General features: G+C 41.7%; 20 protein-coding genes. 6 read left to right on the top strand and 14 right to left on the bottom strand.

Features of this window, described 5'->3' with window-relative positions; translation table 11 throughout:
• Nucleotides 1–84: 84 nt before the first annotated feature.
• The 4 genes from pstB to pstS form a co-directional block, all read right to left on the bottom strand.
• Nucleotides 85–891, bottom strand: a complete 807-nt coding sequence (pstB, locus tag H6G69_RS08465; protein WP_190684526.1) for a phosphate ABC transporter ATP-binding protein PstB — start codon at nucleotides 889–891, stop codon at nucleotides 85–87.
• 152 nt (nucleotides 892–1,043) lie between these two features.
• On the bottom strand, nucleotides 1,044–1,925 hold the full coding sequence (gene pstA / locus H6G69_RS08460; protein ID WP_190684523.1) for a phosphate ABC transporter permease PstA: 882 nt from the start codon (nucleotides 1,923–1,925) through the stop codon (nucleotides 1,044–1,046).
• Between the two features lie 19 nt (nucleotides 1,926–1,944).
• Nucleotides 1,945–2,895 (bottom strand): phosphate ABC transporter permease subunit PstC, encoded by a 951-nt coding sequence (gene pstC, locus H6G69_RS08455; RefSeq protein ID WP_190684521.1) that lies wholly within the window; start codon nucleotides 2,893–2,895, stop codon nucleotides 1,945–1,947.
• A 196-nt stretch (nucleotides 2,896–3,091) separates the two neighbouring features.
• A complete protein-coding gene (gene pstS, locus H6G69_RS08450; RefSeq protein ID WP_190684519.1) occupies nucleotides 3,092–4,273 on the bottom strand; it encodes a phosphate ABC transporter substrate-binding protein PstS in 1,182 nt (393 codons plus the stop codon).
• A 759-nt stretch (nucleotides 4,274–5,032) separates the two neighbouring features.
• Here pstS and H6G69_RS08445 point away from each other — a divergent pair.
• Both H6G69_RS08445 and lspA read left to right on the top strand, forming a co-directional pair.
• The gene (locus H6G69_RS08445; RefSeq protein WP_190684517.1) at nucleotides 5,033–5,620 is read left to right on the top strand and encodes a biotin transporter BioY; all 588 of its coding nucleotides are present in this window, start codon (nucleotides 5,033–5,035) and stop codon (nucleotides 5,618–5,620) included.
• A 91-nt stretch (nucleotides 5,621–5,711) separates the two neighbouring features.
• Nucleotides 5,712–6,185, top strand: a complete 474-nt coding sequence (gene lspA / locus H6G69_RS08440) for a signal peptidase II (RefSeq protein WP_190684514.1) — start codon at nucleotides 5,712–5,714, stop codon at nucleotides 6,183–6,185.
• 32 nt (nucleotides 6,186–6,217) lie between these two features.
• Here the strand turns inward: lspA and H6G69_RS08435 are convergent, their stop codons facing one another.
• The 3 genes from H6G69_RS08435 to H6G69_RS08425 form a co-directional block, all read right to left on the bottom strand.
• Complete coding sequence (locus tag H6G69_RS08435; RefSeq protein WP_190684511.1) at nucleotides 6,218–6,499, bottom strand: hypothetical protein; 282 nt, start codon at nucleotides 6,497–6,499, stop codon at nucleotides 6,218–6,220.
• Between the two features lie 189 nt (nucleotides 6,500–6,688).
• Nucleotides 6,689–7,729, bottom strand: a complete 1,041-nt coding sequence (locus H6G69_RS08430; protein ID WP_190684509.1) for an ABC transporter permease — start codon at nucleotides 7,727–7,729, stop codon at nucleotides 6,689–6,691.
• A gap of 115 nt (nucleotides 7,730–7,844) precedes the next feature.
• Nucleotides 7,845–8,363, bottom strand: coding sequence for an adenine phosphoribosyltransferase (locus tag H6G69_RS08425; protein ID WP_190684506.1), 519 nt, complete (start codon nucleotides 8,361–8,363; stop codon nucleotides 7,845–7,847).
• A gap of 547 nt (nucleotides 8,364–8,910) precedes the next feature.
• Between H6G69_RS08425 and H6G69_RS08420 the strand changes: the two genes are divergently transcribed.
• Together H6G69_RS08420 and H6G69_RS08415 are read left to right on the top strand one after the other, a co-directional pair.
• Nucleotides 8,911–9,537, top strand: coding sequence for a DUF3038 domain-containing protein (locus H6G69_RS08420; RefSeq protein ID WP_190684503.1), 627 nt, complete (start codon nucleotides 8,911–8,913; stop codon nucleotides 9,535–9,537).
• Entirely contained in the window at nucleotides 9,534–10,997 is a 1,464-nt protein-coding gene (locus H6G69_RS08415) for a DUF4335 domain-containing protein (RefSeq protein ID WP_190684501.1), read from the top strand. Before H6G69_RS08420 ends, H6G69_RS08415 begins: the two co-directional genes overlap by 4 nt.
• Nucleotides 10,998–11,062: 65 nt before the next feature.
• On the opposite strand, the gene H6G69_RS08410 is transcribed toward H6G69_RS08415, so the two are convergent.
• Nucleotides 11,063–13,333 carry a transglycosylase domain-containing protein gene (locus tag H6G69_RS08410; RefSeq protein ID WP_190684498.1) on the bottom strand — a complete coding sequence of 757 codons (2,271 nt, stop codon included), beginning with the start codon at nucleotides 13,331–13,333 and terminating at the stop codon, nucleotides 11,063–11,065.
• A gap of 447 nt (nucleotides 13,334–13,780) precedes the next feature.
• Here H6G69_RS08410 and H6G69_RS08405 point away from each other — a divergent pair, with 447 nt between their 5' ends.
• A complete protein-coding gene (locus H6G69_RS08405) occupies nucleotides 13,781–14,482 on the top strand; it encodes a hypothetical protein (protein WP_190684495.1) in 702 nt (233 codons plus the stop codon).
• A 188-nt stretch (nucleotides 14,483–14,670) separates the two neighbouring features.
• On the opposite strand, the gene ureC is transcribed toward H6G69_RS08405, so the two are convergent.
• The gene (gene ureC / locus H6G69_RS08400) at nucleotides 14,671–16,377 is read right to left on the bottom strand and encodes an urease subunit alpha (RefSeq protein ID WP_190684493.1); all 1,707 of its coding nucleotides are present in this window, start codon (nucleotides 16,375–16,377) and stop codon (nucleotides 14,671–14,673) included.
• A gap of 68 nt (nucleotides 16,378–16,445) precedes the next feature.
• Here ureC and H6G69_RS08395 point away from each other — a divergent pair, with 68 nt between their 5' ends.
• A complete protein-coding gene (locus tag H6G69_RS08395) occupies nucleotides 16,446–16,823 on the top strand; it encodes a GxxExxY protein (RefSeq protein WP_190684490.1) in 378 nt (125 codons plus the stop codon).
• A gap of 40 nt (nucleotides 16,824–16,863) precedes the next feature.
• On the opposite strand, the gene H6G69_RS08390 is transcribed toward H6G69_RS08395, so the two are convergent.
• The 5 genes from H6G69_RS08390 to H6G69_RS08370 form a co-directional block, all read right to left on the bottom strand.
• Complete coding sequence (locus tag H6G69_RS08390) at nucleotides 16,864–17,169, bottom strand: urease subunit beta (RefSeq protein ID WP_190684487.1); 306 nt, start codon at nucleotides 17,167–17,169, stop codon at nucleotides 16,864–16,866.
• Nucleotides 17,170–17,179: 10 nt separating this feature from the next.
• Nucleotides 17,180–17,482: an urease subunit gamma gene (gene ureA, locus H6G69_RS08385; RefSeq protein WP_190684484.1), complete on the bottom strand. Its 303-nt coding sequence runs from the start codon at nucleotides 17,480–17,482 to the stop codon at nucleotides 17,180–17,182.
• A 22-nt stretch (nucleotides 17,483–17,504) separates the two neighbouring features.
• Nucleotides 17,505–18,341 (bottom strand): urease accessory protein UreD, encoded by an 837-nt coding sequence (locus tag H6G69_RS08380; RefSeq protein WP_190684481.1) that lies wholly within the window; start codon nucleotides 18,339–18,341, stop codon nucleotides 17,505–17,507.
• Nucleotides 18,342–18,398: 57 nt separating this feature from the next.
• Nucleotides 18,399–19,178, bottom strand: coding sequence for a class I SAM-dependent methyltransferase (locus tag H6G69_RS08375; RefSeq protein ID WP_190684477.1), 780 nt, complete (start codon nucleotides 19,176–19,178; stop codon nucleotides 18,399–18,401).
• Between the two features lie 288 nt (nucleotides 19,179–19,466).
• Nucleotides 19,467–21,683, bottom strand: coding sequence for an HAD-IIB family hydrolase (locus H6G69_RS08370; protein ID WP_190684474.1), 2,217 nt, complete (start codon nucleotides 21,681–21,683; stop codon nucleotides 19,467–19,469).
• Nucleotides 21,684–22,032: the final 349 nt, after the last annotated feature.

The raw sequence follows: 22,032 nt of genomic DNA, 5'->3' as shown, positions 1-22,032 counted from the left end.
TTGTTGGGGATGCAAAATGAAACAATCAGAGCCATCAAGCTTTTGCACCCCTAGTTTTTGAGACTTCAACAACGAAGATAATCTTTAACCAAATCTGCCACTGACGTAATCGCGGGTATCTTCTTGTTTAGGGCTGTTAAAGATGACTTCTGTGGCATCATATTCGACTAAATAGCCAATTCTGCCACCTGATTCTGTCGGACGCACATTGAAAAAGGCTGTTTTGTCAGATACCCGTGCAGCTTGCTGCATATTGTGGGTAACGATAACAATTGTATATTGCTCTTTTAGCTCGTGAATTAGTTCTTCTACTCGCAAGGTAGAGATAGGATCTAGTGCCGAGCAAGGTTCATCCATGAGGATAATCTCTGGTTGAACTGCTATGGCTCTAGCAATACATAATCTTTGTTGTTGTCCACCAGACAAAGATAAACCGCTTTGTTTTAATTTATCTTTCACTTCATCCCACAAAGCAGCTTGACGCAAACTCCGTTCGACTAGTTCATCCATATTGCCTTTATAGCCATTGATTCTCGCACCAAAAGCAATATTTTCATAAATTGATTTTGGAAATGGGTTTGGTCTTTGAAACACCATCCCAATGCGGCGACGCACTTCTACAGGGTCAATATCAGTTGCGTATAAATTCTTACCGTAATAAAAAACTTTACCTTCGGCTCTAAAAGACTCAATTAAATCATTGAGGCGGTTATAGCACCGAAGCAATGTACTTTTACCGCAACCAGAAGGCCCGATAAAAGCTGTAACTTTATTTTTTGGGATATCTAACCAAATATTCTGCAATGCTAAAAATTTACCGTAATAGATGTTCAGATTTTCTGTACGTAATACGGTGTCGGTAATGTTCGCTGTGCTAATGTTAGTAGCCATAAATGCTCTAATTTAAGTGTTAGGGATGGCAATGCAACTGTGCTATGACGTGCGTCGTGAATTGACTAAGTAAGATTTTTAACAGAAATAAAGTCCTGTCGTAGATGACTTGCTTCATTTCATAATTCAGACTTCATACTTCAGCATTTCTATTAGGCTTTTTGGCGAGTTGCCCAACGGGCAATAATACTGGTAATCAAAACCATTAACACCAAAATTAAAGATGCTGCCCAAGCTAGTGACTGCCAATTTTTAAATGGAGAAATCGCAAAGTTATAGACTAAAACAGCCAAAGATGCTGTGGGTTGAAATAAACTATTCGGCCAGAAAGTCGAAAATAAAGCTGTAAACAAGAGTGGTGCTGTTTCTCCTGCGGCTCTGGCGATCGCTAAGGTTGAACCAGTTACAATGGCTGGTAAGGCCGCTGGTAGCACAACTTGTGTAACTGTTTGTAAGTTAGTTGCACCTAAACCTACAGATGCTTGTCGTAAATCTTGCGACACTAGTTGTAAAGCTTCGTCTGTTGTTCTCACAATAATTGGCAACATCAAAATTGCCAAAGCAAATCCTCCGCCAATAGCTGAATAGGAACCTAAGTTCAGCCTAACTAATGTCAAGACTACAATGCCATAAGCAAATACACCTGCAATAATTGAAGGCACACCGCTCAGGACATTAGTCGCAAACCTTACCCATCTAGCTATTTTACCAGAACTAAATTCTGTCAGATAAATTGCGGCAATTACCCCAAATGGAATACTAATTAAAGCCGCAATCCCAACCATCAGCAAAGTTCCTAAAATGGCATTTCCAAAACCACCACCTTTTCTTAATGGTGCAGGTGGTAATTCAGTGAACACGCTCAGATTCAGACTGCTGAAACCTTGAATCAAAACGTAAGAAAGAACAGCCAGCAACGGCAAAAGTGCCAACGCCCCACAGAGAAATGCTACCACAGTCATTGAGGTATTAAACAATGTCCGGGGAGACATCGAGACACGAGTTAAACTCCTTTCAGGATAATGAGAAGTCATAATTTAATCCACAAATAAGCTACAGTCGCTTCACTCTCAGAACCACAAACTCTGCCAAAATATTGACTATCAGTGTTAATACAAACAAAACTAAAGCAGCGTACATTAACGCTGCAACTTGTAGACCACTAGCTTCTGCAAATTGATTTGCTAATAGAGAAGAAATGGTATTGGCTGGAGCTAATAGCGAAAGACTAATATTGTTAGAGTTACCAATCAACATGGTAACTGCCATAGTTTCTCCCATTGCTCGGCCTAGTGCTAACATCACAGCACTGACAATTCCCGAAAAGGCAGCTGGTATAAGTACTTTAAAAATCGTTTCCCAACGAGTTGCACCTAAACCTACAGATGCTTGGCGTAAAGTTGATGGTACAGAAATTAAAGCATCACGGGATATGGCTGTGATAATTGGCAAAGTCATAATTGCCAAAATAATTCCCGCCGGTAACATTCCTGGGCCTGTAGGCTCAGTGCTAAAAAAGGGTATCCAACCCAACGATTGATTCAACCATTTACCCACGTTGTTCAAAATCGGAATCAAGACAAAGATGCCCCACACCCCATACACAACGCTAGGAATAGCTGCTAGCAGTTCTACCAAGAACACCAATACTAGTCTGACTTTGGCTGGGAGGAAATTTTCACTTAATAGAACAGCTGTACCAACACCAATCGGCACAGCTAGCAAAAGTCCAATTAAGGAACTAACTAAAGTTCCATAAACTTGAGGTAGTACCCCATAATCACTGTTAACTGGGTTCCAGGTACTCTTGCCTAAAAAGCTGATCCCAAATTCTTGAATGGCTGGCCAAGCACCAATGGTAACTTGTAAAGCAATCCATAATAAAGTCCCGGCAACAGCTAAGGCAAAAATTCGAGTCAACCAAATAAAGCCTCGATCTACCGTTCTGCCGAGTTCCGAGCGATTTTTAATTGCCGATGTCAAATTCTGAGAATTTGTAGCCATGTATACTGACTTTAATGGTTCGATTAGAGAAAAATATCTGAACAGTGAAAAATAGTGAAATTATTAATCTCGACTTTTAAGAATTGAGACATCAGCTAGTCAAAAGTTAACTGCTTTGCTCCTATCTTATTAACCAGATAATTTTGACTGTAGATGCCTCATTTGAGTCTGTTAAATATTCACTATTTTTTGAATGCTACTTGCTAGCACTGGTACTGCCACCAACTGCTATTTTGTAGTCTGGGCTGATTTGATCAGCAGCAGTCGCTACTTTTTGAATCACAGCTTGAGGTAGTGGTACATAACCTAACTCAGGAGCAACTTTTTGACCTTCTGTCAAACCGTACTCAATTAATGCTTCTACTGCTTTGGCTTTGGCCGGATCAGCATATTTTTTGTAAGCTAAAATCCATGTGTAGGTAACAATGGGGTAGGAGTCTGCACCTTCAGGGTCAGTAATAAAAGCACGCAGATTTGCGGGTAAAGTTACTGCTTCTAGAGTTTTAGCAGCTGATTCATCAGTTGGTACAACAAATTTACCACCCTTGTTTTCTAAAGCAGCAAATTTGAGATTATTTTGTTTAGCGTAGCCATATTCAACATAGCCGATGGAGCCTTGAGTTTGTTGGATTTGGGCAGTGACACCTTCATTACCTTTCGCCCCAACTCCCACTGGCCAGTTCACGGTTTTACCGTCGCCAACTTTGCTTTTCCACTCTGGGCTGATAGCACTCAGATGTTTTGTAAATACGCCTGTAGTACCACTACCATCAGAACGATGTACTACCGTAATTGCTTGGTCGGGTAACTTAGCGTCTGGGTTAGCCGCTTTAATTTTGGCATCGTTCCAATTTTTGATTTTGCCTAACAAGATATCCGTGTAAACTGCTCGTGGTAGTTTCAGTTCTGCAACATCGGGTAAGTTATAGCTTAAAACAATGCTACCAGCTGTCATTGGCAATAAAATTACGCCTTTATCTTGTGGCACTTTTTGAATTTCTTCATCTTTCATTGCCACATCACTAGCACCAAAGTCTACAGTACCTTTAATGAATTGCTCAACTCCAGCACCACTACCAACTGATTGGTAGTTGACTTGTAAGTTGGGATATTTTGTGTTTAAGTCTTTAAACCAACTTGCATATAAAGGAGCCGGAAAAGAAGCTCCTGCACCGGTTAAGGCAACGTTACCACCCAAATCTAGTTTTGCGGTGCTGGAGGCTGTAGCATCTTTAGCTGTACCAGCAGGTGCGTCTTTGCTAGCTGTATTGTCTGAGCCTTGCTGTCCACCACAAGCGCTCAGACTCAACGTCAGTAATAATACTGCTGTTGAAGCTGCAAAACGGTTATTTTTTATTGCGTGTAGATGTGAAAGCATTGGTATCAATTTTTGGTTAAGTTTCCTATCGTGCGCCTCTAACATACTCCTAAAGGATAGATCCGCAGGTAAAGAAAAGGTTAAGAGAAAGCTAAAAAGAACTCTTTTTTAGATAAATTTTATATTCTTTAAGTTTCTTTAAATGATACAATTTATACTTAAAATCTATGTTTGAAGTTCTAAATGAGTCTCAGCTAACGTAATCTATCTAAAAAAGGTGAATTAGCACAGTATTTTTATGGATAAACCCGGGAAAAATTTTGTAAAGCAATGACAAATTCAGATGTGATACTTAAATGATATCTTTGAAGAACAGAGGCAACTTCAAGTAAATTAATTTAGGGAAATAGAACCTCAGTTGTTGCTATGTGTGGGCAAAATAGAAAATTAACTTTAGAAAATATTAATACTAGTTGATTAAAGTTAGGCAAACATTAGTTAAAAGAAAAAGCGAAGACTTTAAATTTAATATCTGATTAACTGGATGAAATGGAGTGCGATCGCTAAAATAATTTGTCGCCAAAATCTTTCATAAATTTTTATCCAAAATCAACCACAAAAGCATATACTTGAGATAAAAATGTAAATATTTTTACATTATTTTCCGTAAATTTTCATCATTAACAGTGGCAATTAAGAAAGAATTAGAAAATTTTTTCATATCTAAAATTCATAATCACCTACCTTAAAAGCAAAAAATTCTATTTTTCTAATTAATGCCTATACTGGTTGCTATTGCTTTTTGCTTTTGCCTTATAGATGTTTGCCGCTTCCAATCAATTATTATGGTCTATGATTGGCTTACTCCTGACAATGGGTGGAACCTTCCTCGAAGCCTATGGTATCACCTTGCCTTGGAGTTGGAGTCAGCACGGAATTCAAACTTTTCCTTTAGGTGTCACCTGTCAAATTGGTGCGGTACTACTTGTTGGTTGTCTGGGAGGCCAAAATGCTGGCGCGCTCTCACAAATTGCCTATCTAGTCATGGGATTAACTTTACTTCCGGTTTTTTCTGAAGGTGGCGGTCTTGGTTATGTCAAGTTATCACAGTTTGGCTACTTGTTGGGTTTTATTCCGGGAGCATGGGTATGTGGCTTTATAGCGTTTCAAGCTAGGCCAAAACTAGAATCACTAGCATTTAGCTGTATGTGTGGCTTGTTAACTGTCCATTTGTGCGGTATTACTTATTTGTTTATGAGTTACTTTTTTCAGTGGCAAGGCACAGAAAACCTGTCTTTAACGCAAGCAATCTTCAAATATTCCTGGTTTCCCCTTCCAGGACAATTAGCTGTCATCTGTGCCGTTACCGTAATAGCATATTTATTGCGGCATTTAATGTTTTATTAGTTAATAGTCCTTTGTCAATAGTCCATAGTCAATAGAATGACTTTTGACTTTTGACTTTTGACTTTGACTTTGACTTTTGACGAACTTAACCATGACTTTAAAAAATCACCTTTACTGGATAGCTGCTTTTACTGTTGTTTTTTTAGACCAACTGACAAAATACTGGGTAGTACAAAGCTTTAAATTAGGAGAGACATTAGCACTCATCCCAGGGGTATTTCACTTTACTTATGTGACTAATACGGGTGCAGCTTTTAGTTTGTTCAGTGGGAAAGTGGAGTGGCTACGCTGGTTATCTTTAGGAGTTAGTTTAGTATTAATAGCTTTGGCTTTGTTTGGGCCAGTATTAAATCGTTTAGATCAGTTGGGATATGGATTAATTTTAGGTGGGGCGATGGGTAACGGAATTGACCGTTTTATTTCAGGTTCTGTCGTCGATTTTTTAGATTTTCGCTTGATTAATTTTGCTGTTTTTAATGTAGCGGATTCATTTATTAGTATTGGTATTGTTTGTTTGTTACTTGCTTCTTTTCAGAAAACTCCAACTACTAACCGGAGAAGGTAAAGTAGATGCAAAATAGGGAATTTTGTTTAGATTTATTTGTGTTGTAAAAATTCGATTTTGGGTAATAATGGGTCGGTGACAACAGCTACTCCAATAAAACCCCAACGTTTGAGTACGCTGCTAAGTTGGCTCCCAGGTAGAGATTCGATAGCAAAGCGGTTGGCTACTTCGGCTGCATGGGTGTTGAGATAGCTTAAAGCATCAAAGTTTTCCCGAAATATTAATAAGTAACCATTATCTTCAGCGTTAGGACGGGCTGTAAGATAACGACCATCGGCTTTTACACGCAATAGATAATAAACATCGGAAAGCATATTTGAAGTATGAAGTATGAAGTATGAAGTATGAAGTGTGAAATAGAGTAGTGGCGTGACCGGACTAAAATAGGGAATTAAAGCTTGGGTTACGCGAAGCGTAACCCAAGCTACAATTTTTTGGCAGTATCACTATTTTTACTTTTGCCTTGTTGTACTAGCTATTGACTATCAACTAATAACTAATATTTAAGAGTCTAATCGAATACGTGGATCGGCAACTTTTAACATTAAATCTGCAAGTAAGTTGCCAATATTCAACAATACGGCACTCATAACAAGACTAGCCATAACTAAATATTGGTCTTTGGCGGTAACGGCTTGTAGGGTTAATCTGCCTAAACCAGGCCAGTTAAAGAAGAATTCAGCGATGAATGCACCACCTAATAAACCAGCTAATTCAAAACCTAGCAAAGTAATCAAGGGGTTGATAGCATTGCGGAGAGCATGAAAGTAAATGACTCTGTTTTCGGATAGTCCTTTGGCACGGGCTGTTTGAATATAATCTTGACGCAGGACATCCAATAATTCACCGCGAGTGATGCGTTGCAAACCTGCAAAACTAGTGATACTCAAGGCAATTGTAGGTAAAATCATGTGCCAGCCGATATCAATAATTTTACCAAACCAAGATAAATCATCATGGTTAATGCTGGTCATTCCACCCACTGGGAACAAAGGTGAGGTATATTGAGCGAATATTAATAAAACAATGACAGTAATGAAACTGGGAAATCCTTGCGCGGTGTAGCTGAATATCTGTAAGATGCGGTCGGTAAGTTTATTTTGTTTAACAGCAGCGATAATTCCCAAGGGAATAGCGATCGCCCATGTCACAATTAAAGATGCGATCGCAAGTAGTAAAGTTGCCGGTACTCGCTCCCACAACAGCGAAGCAACTGAACGCTGATAAACAAAACTTGTACCGAAATCTCCTTTGGTAAATATCCGCCACAACCAAAAAAAATATTGTTCAGGCCAAGATTTATCTAAGCCAAATTGCCTTCTAATTTCATCAATTCTTTCTGGGGAAATTTTGGGATTTTGCCGCAGAGTATCTACATAATCCCCTGGAGACAATTTAATAATGAAAAACGATAATGCTGATGCCAACAATAAAGTGAGTAGTGCTTGCAATATCCGTTTGATCACATAGATAAACGTTTCACTCGTGATTAGCCTAATTAGCCAATCTCGGCTGGTCTCCAAGGAAATTTTTGTAGCCGTCATTTGTCTTTTGTCCTTTGTCTTTTCCTACAAAGTTCTTAACGGAGGTTTGCTGCGTTGAGAATTTGTGCTTTGTGTTTAGTCATTAGCCACATAACTAATGACTAACGACCTATAATTAATATTCAATTAACGAGATAATTGGCACACCTGGTAGATGTTTGCGCCCTTGTAAATCTCGTAGCTCGATAATAAACCCAAAACCAAGTAATTCGCAGCCAATTTGTTGAACTAACCTTGCTGTTGCGCTGGCTGTACCACCTGTGGCAATTAAATCATCCACAATTAAAACCCGGCTGTCTGGATGCAAAGCGTCTTGGTGCATTTCTAAGCAGTCAGTACCATACTCTAGCTGATATTCAATGGAGTGAACAGCAGCTGGGAGCTTGCCTTTTTTACGCACAGGAATGAACCCAGCCCCCAATTTATAGGCTAGGGGCGCGCCAAAAATAAACCCCCGTGATTCCATACCGATGACATAATCTGCATTTAAACCAGCTTCACTGCATTTTTCAGCAAAAAAGTCAATAGTGTAGCGTAGCCCTTCGGGATCGCGCAGTAAAGTAGTAATATCTCGAAATAAAATACCGGGCTTGGGAAAATCGGGAATGTCACGAATGAGAGATTTTAGATCCATAAACAGTTAGGGAATAGGGGAAGTGTGAAGTATGAAGTATGAAGTGTGAAGTATGTAGACGCGCAGCGGCTTGCCGCAGGCTAGTATGAAATGTTTTGTTTGTGCCGCTTTCCTTGGTTATGGGTGCTTTGTTGAAGCCGAAATATACTAGGGGTAAGAGCCTCCAGGAGGAAATGTCGTATTTCAACCTTCATACTTCATACTTCATACTTCATACTTCATACTTTTCTGCCATTACCTGAAAAATCGTACACTATAATGTCATACGCTGGATTTACGACTCTAGTATCATCATCCATTGACGATACGGAGAATGTACACCAAGCTTAAATATGAATGTTAGCCATACTCCAGGAAGGTAAAGTGAATGTTGCAAAAACTGAAATTTCTTTATAGATAAATCTTGTAGTAGAACAAGTTAAGTCATGTATACGTCCCGTATTATGGCTACTGCCACAAGTTTAATGTTATTTTTTGGCTACTTATCTTAAATTTAGTTGTACTAGTTGTATCTAGTCTGTTGGAAGCGCACAAGGTAATTTATAGAATGAATGTCTCCGCAAGCTTAACGCCGTTCAACAGTCCCAATCCTGCTTCATTGCCGATGATTTTGGATACGTTACCAGATCCGGCGATCGCGGGACAAGGATGTCCACCCAGAACTCGGTTACAAATCGACCTGATTTTACTGACGATCGAAGCTTTAGAGCTTGGTGGTTCGGAAGCAATTTTAACGTTTGCTGAAGAGTTAGATTTAAAAGAAATTATTAAAGACAGAGTTAATTTGTGGCGGATGCGTAGCTCTAACCCAATGCGGAGAGCGAATATTCGTCGTCCTTTAACTATTATGGAAGCAAAAGCTTTAGTAGTAATTGCTTGTTATATTGCCCGGCGATTAACAGTGGTCATTCGCCAGATGCTAATGATATATCAGCAAATGAATGATAAGCAAATACCACTAGAACAAAATTTGCGTTTATCTAATTATTTAGAGCGATTTCGCGCCCACTTTAAAAGTAGAATGAATGCTCGCCGTTCTGGCGTATTGGCTTTAACTTCTGACGAAAAATTAGATGAGTTAGCAATTAATTTATTAGGACAATTACTATTTTGCACTGGCACAGCCGGAATGCAGCGATTTTGGATTAGCCTTTTTGACGGGGAAGTGGAATGAACATTCAACGGAAGTACAGTCTTCCTAACTGTACGTTGCTTTTAGAGGGTTTAAGTGATGCTACAAGGGTAGCAAGTTTACAAGAATTGCGCCCCGAATTATCAATATTGGTAAATGTAGAGTGCTATATATCTGGTTATAAACAGCCTCTTGTAGGAGGACGGGAATTTTTTGAAAGTTTGGTCAGGGCTGTGAGTGCCTATGCCCAAGAATTTTTAAGCAATGTACCTAACCCACAAGCCCATAATCAAGATTCCGAAATAGTAGAGTTACAAAAAATTGATAGTAATCGGCATAGATTAATTGTTCATGGTGAAGCTAATTCAGAAGCTTTAGAGCCAAATTCTCACTATTCTAATTCGCCGATTCAAATCGATATGAATACGGTGCAATTATTTGATTTAGTAGAAGCTGTAGATCAATTTTTTGCGGATACGCAAACTTTACCAGAGTTATCTTTAGAGTTACAACCAGTTGCTAAACGTTACAGTCGGGCAAATGAGGCGATTTTCAAGCAAGCAGTACCAGCAAGTATTGGGGTAGCAAGTGTCGCTGTGGCCGCAGTTGCTTTTAGTTTGATTCCGCCTCCCACAGTTCGTCCCCCAGAACCACAGCCAGAACAGCAAAGCAGCGCAACACCATCACCTAATACTACTGCTGCGGCGACACCAGCGACGACTAACACTCCTATAGCTGCGGCGACACCAACCACTACTCCTATAGCAGCTACAGCAACTCCCACACCGACAACTACCGCCGCCACAACAACCGCAGTTGCAGATTTAGAATCACTGTTAAAGACAGTTCCCGAAATTACTGACCCATCGCAATTACGTGCGTTAAATCGTCAAGTGTGGAATCAAATCCATCCGGCTTGGAGCGATCGCACCAAAGTCCAACAAGATTTAGTGTATCGTGTAGGTATTGCGGGTGATGGTGCGATCGTTGGTTATAAAGCAGTCAATCAAGGGTCAAATGAAGGCATAGAATTAACACCTTTACCAAAACTTCTATATAACCCTGCCAAGCGTTCTAATGAACCGATAGCTCAATTTAAAGTTGTCTTTACAACTAGAGGCGTGCTAGAAGTGAGTCCTTGGCGTGGCTATGCCAGTACCCCCCAAGTCATTGGTAGTAAAATCACTGACGCTCAGACAGTCAAAGATTTAAACCAGAAACTCTACAACACAATTCGCCAAAATTGGAAAGGTAAACCTACTTACACCAAAGATTTGCGTTACCGAGTCGCCGTCAATAAAGAAGGCATCATTGCTGATTATGAACCACTCAACCAAGTTGCCTTCGATTATTTCCGCGAAACACCTTTACCGAATATGTTTCAAGCGGTTTATGGCTCCAATGGCGCAGCACCCAACAGCAAAGAACCACTAGCACATTACCAAGTAGTGTTTAGTCCTAGCGGTCAGTTGGAAGTGACTCCCTGGCAAGGATATCAGTAAGTTTGGGGGCAGAGGAAATAGTGAGTAGGGAGTTGGGTAATTAAATTTTTCCCCTACTCTCAACTCTACCTTGTGATTCTCCCCATATAATTACCCCACAATTGGGCAGCTTGGGCGCTGCTACCAGAGGTAGGGGAATTATTGTCGTTTCCTAGCCAAATACCTGTGACTAGGCGACGGTTGGGAATAAAACCAATAAACCAGAGGTCAACGTTTTTATCAGTAGTACCAGTTTTCCCTGCTTCCCCCAAACCAATAGCAGCACTACGGCCAGTACCTCTACTGACAACTCCCCGCATTAAAGTCGTCATTTCATTAGCTACTCCCGTTGATAAGACTCGCTTGTTTGCTTCCCGGTCTTGATCAAAAGAATAAATGACACGGCAACTTTTTAAATCATTACGATCCTTGCAATCACCACTATCAAGAATACGGCTAATGGCGTGGGGAGGATTCCAAACACCTTCATTACCAATAGCACCAAAAGCACCTGTCATCTCTAAAACGTTAACCACACTTTGACCTAGTACCAAGCCAGGAACCGGGTCAAGTTGGGACTTTACGCCCAAATTTTGCGCCATTGCCACGACTTTATTTAACCCTATTTCTCGGGCAACTCTTAAAGCAATCGGGTTTTCCGACAGGGCCAGACCTGTAGCAATATCTAAACTGATATCTGCGCCAGAACGACAAGGTTTATAAGTAAAGCCTTGCCAAGTTAAAGGAGCGCAAGAATAAGTTTTAAAGGGTGAAATTCCCTGTTGAATGGCAGCTGTGTAAGCAAAGATTTTAAAGGTGGAACCTGGTTGTCTTTTGGCTTGGACAGCGCGGTTAAATTGGCTTTTGCGATAATCTGTGCCACCTACCATTGCCAAAATACTGCCAGTTTTAGAGTCTAGAGTCACCATCGCCCCTTGGGAAAACCCAAAGGAGGAGCCAGCATTATTCACTGAGTTCCGCAATGATGTTTCTGCTTGAGCTTGAATTGCTGGGTCTAACTGGGTTTCAATAATATAGTTGCCTTCTCTGGCCGCTCCTTCCCCTAAAATTGATTCTAGTTCTTGAAAGACATAGCTGTAAAAATAGGGGGCGATGGTTTTAGCTTGTTGTTCACAGACTTTGGGGCTGACTTGAACTGTAGAGCGTCGGGCGCGGTTAGCCTCTTCTTGGGAGATTTTGCCCATTTCGAGCATCCGCTTAATCACGCGATTGCGGTAATCAGCAGCTTCTAGTTTATTTGCACCGCCACCGCAAAAATCAAAAGCGTTGGGAGCAGGCAAAATGCCCACTAATGTAGCTGCTTCTGCTAGGGTTAATTCTTTGGCTGATTTTTCAAAGTAATATTGAGATGCATCTTCAAAGCCGGAAGTATCAGCACCCAAAAACACCCGATTTAAATAAGTCAGCAAAATATCATCTTTGCTGTAAAAGGTTTCTAATTTGAGTGCAACTATCGCCTCACGCAATTTTCGCCCCAAGGAGTCTTGAGAACCAACATAGTCGCGGAACAAGCTACGAGCGACTTGTTGGGTAACTGTACTGGCTCCTTGCTGTAAATCTCCACTACGGCTATTAATTAAGACAGCGCGTAAAATCCCCAAAGGATCTACGCCAACGTGCCAGTAGTAACGGCTATCTTCGGAGGCGACTACAGCGTTGGCTAAGTAAGGGCCAAAATCTTGTAGACGCTTCATATCTACGTGCGCTGTGGTGCGCGGCTCCCGTAGGGGAGTGGAACCATCACGGGCATAAACTATGACTGGGGCGCGAGTGGCGGTTGGTAAGGGTCTGACCTTAAATTTCAGCCATTCCACCCCAATTACTAATACTAATAAAGCAGCCGCACCACCTATCCCATAACCTGCCCAAGTGGCTACTTTGAAATACCAAGGTGGTGGATCGAAATATTGTAGTCTGACGGATGCAGCAAGTTCTGGTGGCCCTAGGGTGAGAACATCGCCATGTCGCATTTCTAAGGAAGACAACCGCCGTTTCCCGCGATAAATCCCATTAGTAGAGTTTTCGTCTCGAATGATGAAAACTGCCTTGCGTTGTGTCGAGTCCCGCGATAATGAAAGATGAATTTGGCTAACGACTGGGTTGCGAACGACGATATCGCAAGATTTAGAACTTCTACCTAGGATATAGCGATCGCCTAGTAGGGGATATATTTCTGCCTTATCTGCCCCCGCGTCCTGTACCCACAGTTCTGGTACTTTGGCGTTAGGCTTAAGTGCCAGCTTGGAAAAATCAACTCTAGCTTGAATCGTATGTACTGCTTGAGTCAGTTGACCAAGTAAGGTTTGCGGCTTGTGCGGGGGCTGGGGGGAACTCATCGGCTATTTACATCACAATGATTTTTGAGTGAAGAATCGGGTGAACGGCGATCTCCATGCAGGTCTTACACCATTTTACTCATAAGCCAAAGTAGAATTTGGCTGTATGCGATTTTTGCCGATTCAATCTTACACCAAGACAATCCCTATAATTTTAAGGTTCCTTTTCGAGTTTAGTAATTTGATTTACATTCATATTTTTTTGGCTTGACTGGTGCAAGCTGATTATATGTAGATTTTTTTGGGGAATAACTAAATTTAATATTGACAATTATGGTAGTTTAAATAACTATAAAACCTGATGGAAACGCTTAACTGAGAAAGATTTGATCAAATTTAACTAATCTGATTTCTAAATTAAACATCAGCATTTAGGAAGATTTTATAAATTGAATTATTTGGTTTAATGGGGCGAAGTGTTCCGTTTCCGTTGAGGTTAATTTCATAATGAAGGGAAAATCTCTGTCGTTGATTGGTACAGCCTTGACCTTGGCTTTCAGCGCTAATGTTGCTGTTGCTCAATCCAGTAACTCCCAAATTGCCCAATCCAGTAGCACATCCACTAGTTCAACAACGGAAATTCAGTTGTCACCAGAAGGTTTCAAAATTCTGTGTGAGCGTTTCCCTCTAAACTCTCGTTGTCCTAACGGTCAGCCATTGACTTCTCCTAGCAGTTCTGGTTCGACTGGCACAACTACAACACCAGAAACACAGCCTTCGGAAACTACAACTCCTGGCAGTACCACTGTACCTGCTGAACCAAGCACTCCTGGCAGTACAACTACTCCCGACTCTACTAATACAACTCCTGCTCCAGGCAGTACACTACCTGAAACGACAACTCCTGGCACTAACAATATCAATACACCAGGTAACACTACTCCGGCGACTTCAGATCCTGGCTCAACTGCGCCCGATGCTACTCCTCCTGGTAACATAACTCCTGGCACAACTACACCAGATTCCAGCACACCTGGTAGCACCACAACTCCTGGCTCCAGCAATCTAAACGCGCCTGGTAGCACAACTACACCAGATTCCAGCACAATTCCTGGTAGCACAACTACACCTGGTTCCGGCTCAAATCCTGGTACGACAAATGTACCTAACGATAGCATCCAGCCTGGTTCCGCATCACCTACTAAATAAAAAGATAAAATCCGTTTGGGGAAAAACTTCTGTGATATGGAGTCTTGTTAAACACTCATCGAGAAGGCTGACAGTAAAACAAGATTTTGGTGAAGTTTAATTAGACGAAGATAATATGACAGGAAGTTAAAAGCTAGTGGGGTAAAAAAGATGAGAGAGAGTGCGATCGCATTCTCTCTCATAATTTTTTAAAATAGAAAATAACGCTGTGCCATTGGTAAAACAGTCGCAGGTTCACAAGTGAGTAATTCCCCATCTGCCCTGACTTCGTAGGTTTCAGGATCGACTTCAATTTGCGGTAAGGCATCATTGAGCTTTAAATCACCCTTACTCAACTGGCGCGTTCCAGAAACGGCAATGGCGGCTTTTTTTAAACCCAACTGGCTAGGAATTTCTTTTTCTAATGCCGCTTGCGAAACAAAAGTTAATGATGTGCTGTGTCGCGCACCAGCAAAACTAGCAAACATTGGTCGCATATGTACTGGTTGCGGTGTAGGAATACTGGCATTAGCATCACCCATTTGCGACCAGGCAATCATCCCGCCTTTAATGACTATCTCTGGTTTGACACCAAAAAATGCAGGTCGCCATAAACATAAGTCTGCCAGTTTTCCCGCTTCTACTGAACCGACATAATCAGCAATCCCATGCGTAATTGCCGGATTTATAGTGTATTTGGCAACATATCTTTTGGCACGGAGATTATCAGATCCGCTATCTTCGGCAAGACTTCCCCTCTGTACCTTCATTTTGTGGGCAGTTTGCCAAGTCCGAATTATCACCTCACCCACTCTCCCCATCGCTTGGGAGTCAGAAGAAATCATACTAAACGCGCCTAAGTCATGCAAAATATCTTCGGCGGCGATGGTTTCCCGGCGAATACGAGACTCAGCAAAGGCGACATCTTCAGCAATGCTGGGGTCGAGGTGATGACATACCATCAACATATCTAGGTGTTCATCTAAGGTGTTGACAGTGTAAGGACGAGTAGGATTTGTTGAAGACGGCAGCACATTCGCTTGACCGCAGACTTTGATAATATCTGGTGCGTGGCCACCGCCTGCACCTTCGGTATGGTAGGTGTGGATGGGGCGGTTTTTAAAGGCGGCGATAGTATCTTCGACAAATCCGGCTTCGTTGAGGGTGTCGGTGTGGATGGCTACCTGCACATCATATTCATCAGCAACGTTAAGACAAGTATCAATGGTTGCAGGGGTAGTTCCCCAGTCTTCATGCAGCTTTAAACCCATTGCACCAGCTTGGACTTGTTCTGCTAATGCTTGGGGTTGACTAGCATTGCCTTTACCCAAAAAACCTAAGTTCATCGGAAAAGCATCTGCCGCTTGTAACATTCGGTAAATGTTCCAAGGGCCGGGGGTGCAGGTGGTGGCGTTGGTTCCGGTAGCCGGGCCAGTTCCGCCGCCAATCATCGTGGTGATTCCTGAGGCGATCGCCACTTCAATTTGTTGGGGACAGATAAAATGAATGTGGCTATCTATGCCGCCAGCTGTGAGAATCATTCCCTCACCTGCTAAGGCTTCCGTTCCCGGGCCAATAATAATATCTACGTTGTCTTGAATATAAGGATTACCCGCTTTCCCAATTTTAAATATCTTGCCATCTTTAATGCCGATATCTGCTTTAACTATTCCCCACCAATCGAGAATTAAAGCATTAGTAATGACTAAATCTACGGCTCCATCAGCATTAGAAATGGGGGATTGTCCCATCCCATCACGAATAACTTTACCACCACCAAATTTCACTTCATCGCCGTAAGTGGTGAAATCTTGTTCTACTTGGATAAATAATTCTGTATCTGCAAGCCGGATGCGATCGCCTACTGTCGGCCCGTAGGTTTCTGCGTAGGCGCGGCGAGACATTCTGTAAGACATTATACTCTCCTTGAAGTTAGAATTTAAACGCAGAGTATCGCTAAGGTAAACGCAGAGGAACGCGGAGTATGGATGAGAATGATTTGAGTGGAATGATTATTGGTTGTGGAATGAGGGTGCATACGGCTTTGGGGCCTGGGTTGTTGGAGTCTGCTTATGAGGAGTGTTTGCATTATGAGTTGAAGCAGGAGGGATTTAAGGTTGGTAGACAAATTTCATTACCTCTTGTGTATAAGGAGGTAGAATTAGATTGTGTTTATCGATTGGATTTAATAGTAGAAAATAAGGTAGTTATTGAAGTCAAATCTGTAGAAGCTATCAAACCAATCCACTCAGTACAACTGTTAACTTACCTAAAACTCACTCATTGTAAACTCGGTCTTCTCCTCAACTTTAACGTCCTCCACCTCAAAGAAGGCATTAAACGCGTCGCCAATAAACTCTAACTCCGCGCACCTTTGCGTTCACCTCCGCGCCCTTCTGCGTTTATAGCTTTCCATTCACCTTGCCATTAAACCCATAAACTTGACGAGAACCAACCAAAGGAACTAAGGTAACTTCCTTTTCATCTCCTGGTTCAAAGCGAACTGCTGTCCCGGCGGGAATATCCAGGCGCATTCCTTTTGCTTGTTCTCTATCAAAATTTAGAGCATTATTGACTTCATAAAAGTGAAAATGAGAACCTACTTGGATAGGGCGATCGCCTGTATTTGCTACTAGCAATTTTACAGTCAGACGACCCGCATTTAGTTCTATTTCACCTGCTGCTGGGATAATTTCTCCGGGAATCATAATATTTAAATTAACGAATTGGATTGTGTACTGTCACTAACTTAGTACCATCAGGAAATGTTGCTTCGACTTGGACTTCATGCACCATTTCGGAAACACCTTCCATCACCTCATCTCTTGTTAATAAAGTTGTGCCATAACTCATCAATTCTGCAACAGTACGTCCATCTCTTGCGCCTTCTAAAATAGCAGCAGAAATATAAGCAACTGCTTCGGGATAATTCAATTTCAAACCCCTTTCTTTGCGTCTTTCCGCTAATAAAGCAGCAGTAAAAATTAATAATTTATCTTTTTCCTGCGGCGTTAGTTGCATCTTTGCGTCCTTTTTGGTTCGTTTAAATCTGCCAAACTCTTGGTATACAGTTACTACGATTTAAAAATGATGTTCGTAGTATCTGCCAAACAACCGTAAACCAGTTTCGCACCTCCGATGTGGAACTGCCCCGATATCTACACAAAAGTCCATGTTCGATTTGTGTCACGCCGATAGAGTGGGGAGTAAAGAGAGAACGTGTTTTTTCCACGATTTCGGCTGAGACTGGATAACCTAGCCAAATTAAGCTACCGACAATTGGCTGTCCAAATAAACCGTGTGGACTGTGAAAAACTTCTGAATCACCGGGTAAAAATTGCCTATCTATCCACAAGGGTACACCTTGCTGCCAAATTTCCGTATGCGATCGCCATTGTCCTTGTAAAAATTTCTCACCTCTAGCACTACGACCAAAGCGGGTAATTTCCCAGGCTATAAAACTGGCTTTGGGTGCTAATTCTACCCGTAAATCTTGGCGATAATCTGCGCCGTTAAACAAAATTGTTTCTTGTGGTAACAATTCTAAACAAGCACCCGCATCAATTTGGATATTTATAGTTTGTCTAGCTTGCAAGCCATTGCTGCGATATATCTTACTAGCTGCGGCTGTGGTGATTAAAGCTTGGGCGTTGGGTTGGAGGTGGAAATGAGATGATAAGCGATCGCCGCCCACAACACCCCCAGCTGTATGTAAAATGACGCTATGACAGACTTTTTCACCTTCGGGATAAAACGGCCGTTGGACTTTTAGTGGTGCTTGATGGTGATTGTAAATCAGTTGGGTAGAATTTAGGCGATCGGCATAGACTAAATCAAGTTTGCCATGCCAACCTGCTGCTGTCTGTGGGTGAGAAATCATTTATATAGAAAACGTTAAATTACAGGTACGTTACATTCACCTGCAATTTACCATCTTTTATTTTTGAATTACTTCACCAATGTGTACGCTAGTGCAATAAACCATATACACAAAACCTTGTTCACTACGAAATTGCTGATACAAATTTTGTAAACCAGCAATAACTTGTTCGTAAACAACACCTTCACGAGGAAGATAAGAAACACTCATTGCACGTCCAATAAGTCCTACTAAATCTAATTGTTGGCGATACACAAAGTTATATTCTTGGACATTCCCAAAATGCGGAGTTTCTAGCAAAGGTTCAACAGATTGCATTCTTGACTCTCCTGGATGGTTATTAGATGCTTCACGCACCAAGCGGCTATATTCTGCGGTGAATACATCTTCTTTGTCGCGGTTATTCCACACCACAGCCAAGCGTCCCGATGGTTTGAGAATGCGGTGGAATTCTAATAAAGTTGGTTCTGGGTTAAACCAGTGGAAAGCTTGAAAACAAGTGACTAAATCAACATAATTATCAGGTAATTGGGTAGATTCTGCTGTTCCATTACGAAACTCTACTAAAGCGTGAGGTTCAGCAGCTTCTCGCATTGCTGTGTTGGGTTCAATGGCTACGACTTTCACACCACCTTCAGCTAATAACCTTGAAGAAATTCCTGTACCTGCGCCAATATCTGCGGCGACAATGTGTAAAGTGGAAGATAAACTTTCGAGGATAATATCAATTGCTGCGGCTGGGTAACTAGGACGGTATTTTACATAATCTGCGGCCCTATCCGAGAATCTATTTAGCGGATTGAGTGTATATAAAGGTGTTGCGTCAGTTTCGCTCATGATTTTTAGGTGCAAAAACTATAATTGCGAAAAAGTTAATCAGGTTAATAATAGGAAATTTTGCCCAATTTTCTTCGTCATACCAAGCTCCATTAGCCCCGAGTGCCTCCGGCTGGCGGGGACGCCATCGCAAAACCGAAAGCTAGAAGACGAAACCAAACGTTAGATAGGAGTTCAAGACTTGTGTGTACACCGTAGCTTCCCTAGTAGGGAAGAGAGGGCTGGGGGGTTAGGTTTTTGATGACTAAATCGATGGTCTAGTCTCTAGCCCCTAACCTCTATTCCCTTCTAAACCGCCACCATTTCTGGTTCCGGTTCCGGCTGAGTGACAGATAAATTCCCAAAAAAGTCGTAGTGATCTAGGGCTTCTAAAATTCCCCAAGCGTAGCGACCTCTAGCAAAGTAAATTTGCGGATAATCGTGTAATTTGTGAATTTCTTTGCTGTAATTGCCAACGACAACTGCCAAAGTATTTCCCGCTAGCATTGATTCATCGTTACCAGATGCGCCTGCGACTAAGAAACGTTTGACGGGTAAACCCCACTTCAATGCTACATAGCGCAGTGCATCGCCTTTAGAAGCACGAAATGGCACTATGTCAAGATACATATTGTGGGAAAAAATTCCTTTAACAGGGAGTTGTTGCTGGCGCAGATGGCGGATAATTTCGCGGTAACTTGGTGCTTTATCTGGATCGACAAAGTAGCTAATTTTAAATTTGCTTTGAGCTTCTGGTGGTTGTAATTCTAGCCCAGGCAGATTTCGCATTGCGGCGCGAATGGAGACAGGTTGCCAATTGTAGCTAATGTGTTTTTGCCAACTTGTATCTGTGACAATTTTTGGCCCGTAGTAAATTTCGCTACCTGTAGAGGTAATGAGCAAGTCTGGCATGGGAAACTGCCATTCTTCTAACATATTTAAAGTACTTTCGAGGTTGCGCCCTGTAGCAATGCCAACACCCGTTGTATGTCCTTCTTGGCGAATCCTGACAATTAACTTGTGCAATGCTTCTTGGTCGCCTAATAAGGTGTTATCAATTTCTGTGATCAAGAAGCGATCGGCGGTTGGTAAGTGGTTGGTTTCGGGGATTTTCCAATTGGGCCGATCGCCTCGAGGAAAGCCGCGGACGGGAGAAAGTAATGATTGGACTTTTTGTTGCGGAAATAAGCGCACTTTTTCTAAATAATGTTCCACATGGCTTTCCCAAGAGAAGGATTGACGCACATTAGCCAAGCCATTGCTAGACCAAGTTTGCCATTGTTGAGTATCTGTCAAAGCTTGACGCAGGGCATTTTGGATGTCTTGAATATCTAGCGGATCGATTAATAAACCATTTTGACAAGCCGCGATAATATCTTTTGGCCCGCCATCAGAGGTGGCAATAATGGGTACACCGCAAGCTGTGGCTTCAATTAGCGTTAACCCAAATGGTTCTGTGAGTGCAGGATTAATAAACACGCCGCGAGTTTTAGCTGTCAGACGATATAAATCAGGCACATCTGAAGATGTATGGTGTTTGGGATAAGCAATATGACCATAAAGATCGTAGCGATCTATTAATTGAAAGATTTCGCTAAACACCTGACGCGGCCCAGATTCCATTGTTGAAATATCTTCTCGTTGTCCTAATACAACTACAAGATTAGCTAGCTGGCGCAGTTCGGGGTCTTCTCCAAAAGCTTTGATTAAACGATTAACGTTTTTACGAATTGCTGGACGGGAAATAGCCGTAATCATCGGCTTTTGAGGCTCTTTTAAAAACCGTTGCAATTGCTGATAAATGGGTGGATTTGACCAATTTTCCGGGGCGGGGTAAAACTGTTCTAAAGTTACCCCAGGCGGAATCACTACCATTCTTTGGGGTTGATATTGGTCGTACACACTATATTGTTCTTCAATTTCTTGATAAGTGCTAGCAACAACTAATGCTGCACCACTGAGGGTAATTTCTTCGGCTTCGATGCGCGTACTAATATGAAAGTGTTCTTCAATGGTTTCTGGTTTGGTTCCTTGTTCTAAAAGGCGTTGCTGCTTGACGCGTCCAAGAGAATGACCTGTATGTACTAGTGGGGTTCCTAGCCAACCGGCGACTCGACAACCAACATATCCGGCATCGGCGTAATGAGTGTGAATAACGTTGGGAATGCTGCCAATTTTGCGGATATATCTGAGTAATTCATCAGCAAAGGTATCTAGATGTGGCCAAAGCACTTCTTTGCGGAGGTAACGGCGCGGGCCACAAGCCAAGCGAATAATTTGGGCTTTATCGGAAAGTTTCTCTACTGGTTGGGCGTAGTCGGAACTAACTTTGGGGTCATCTATCAAACGTGTAACTAAATCAACTCTTGCGACTTCGGGATGTTTGGCTAATGTAGTGGCAAGTTCAACTACATATTTTGTTTGTCCGCCTGTGTCGGCATCTCTGCCTAATTCTAAATTTTTTCCTCTGATTAAACCGTGAACACTGACTAGTAGAATGTACAACCCTGAACTATTTGCGCTCATGTTTTCCTCTGTAGGTAATGATAGGCAATGCGATGTTTGAGCTTTTGAGATATGGAATAATGTGAGGATTCAGCATACAGAAGTCAGAAGTCAGAATTTAAGAGTAATTCAGGATAATTAGTCTATTTTTATCCAGAAGAATGCAATTAAAGTTTCTAACATTCTGGTTCCTGGATTCTGACTCTTGAATTTTTACAGAATAATTTTGAAGTGTCAAAGACAAAACACCTATCACGCGATAGCCTGTGTCAAACAATTTCAGATTGAGAATTTTAGATTGATCCCATAGATAAATCTAAAACATTATGCCAGCAAAAAATGAGGCAACAGTAGATACTTTGTTACTTGG

This window comes from Nostoc sp. FACHB-110 (assembly GCF_014697425.1).
Taxonomy (GTDB): domain Bacteria; phylum Cyanobacteriota; class Cyanobacteriia; order Cyanobacteriales; family Nostocaceae; genus Nostoc_B.
This window is presented reverse-complemented; position numbering and strand designations above follow the sequence as displayed.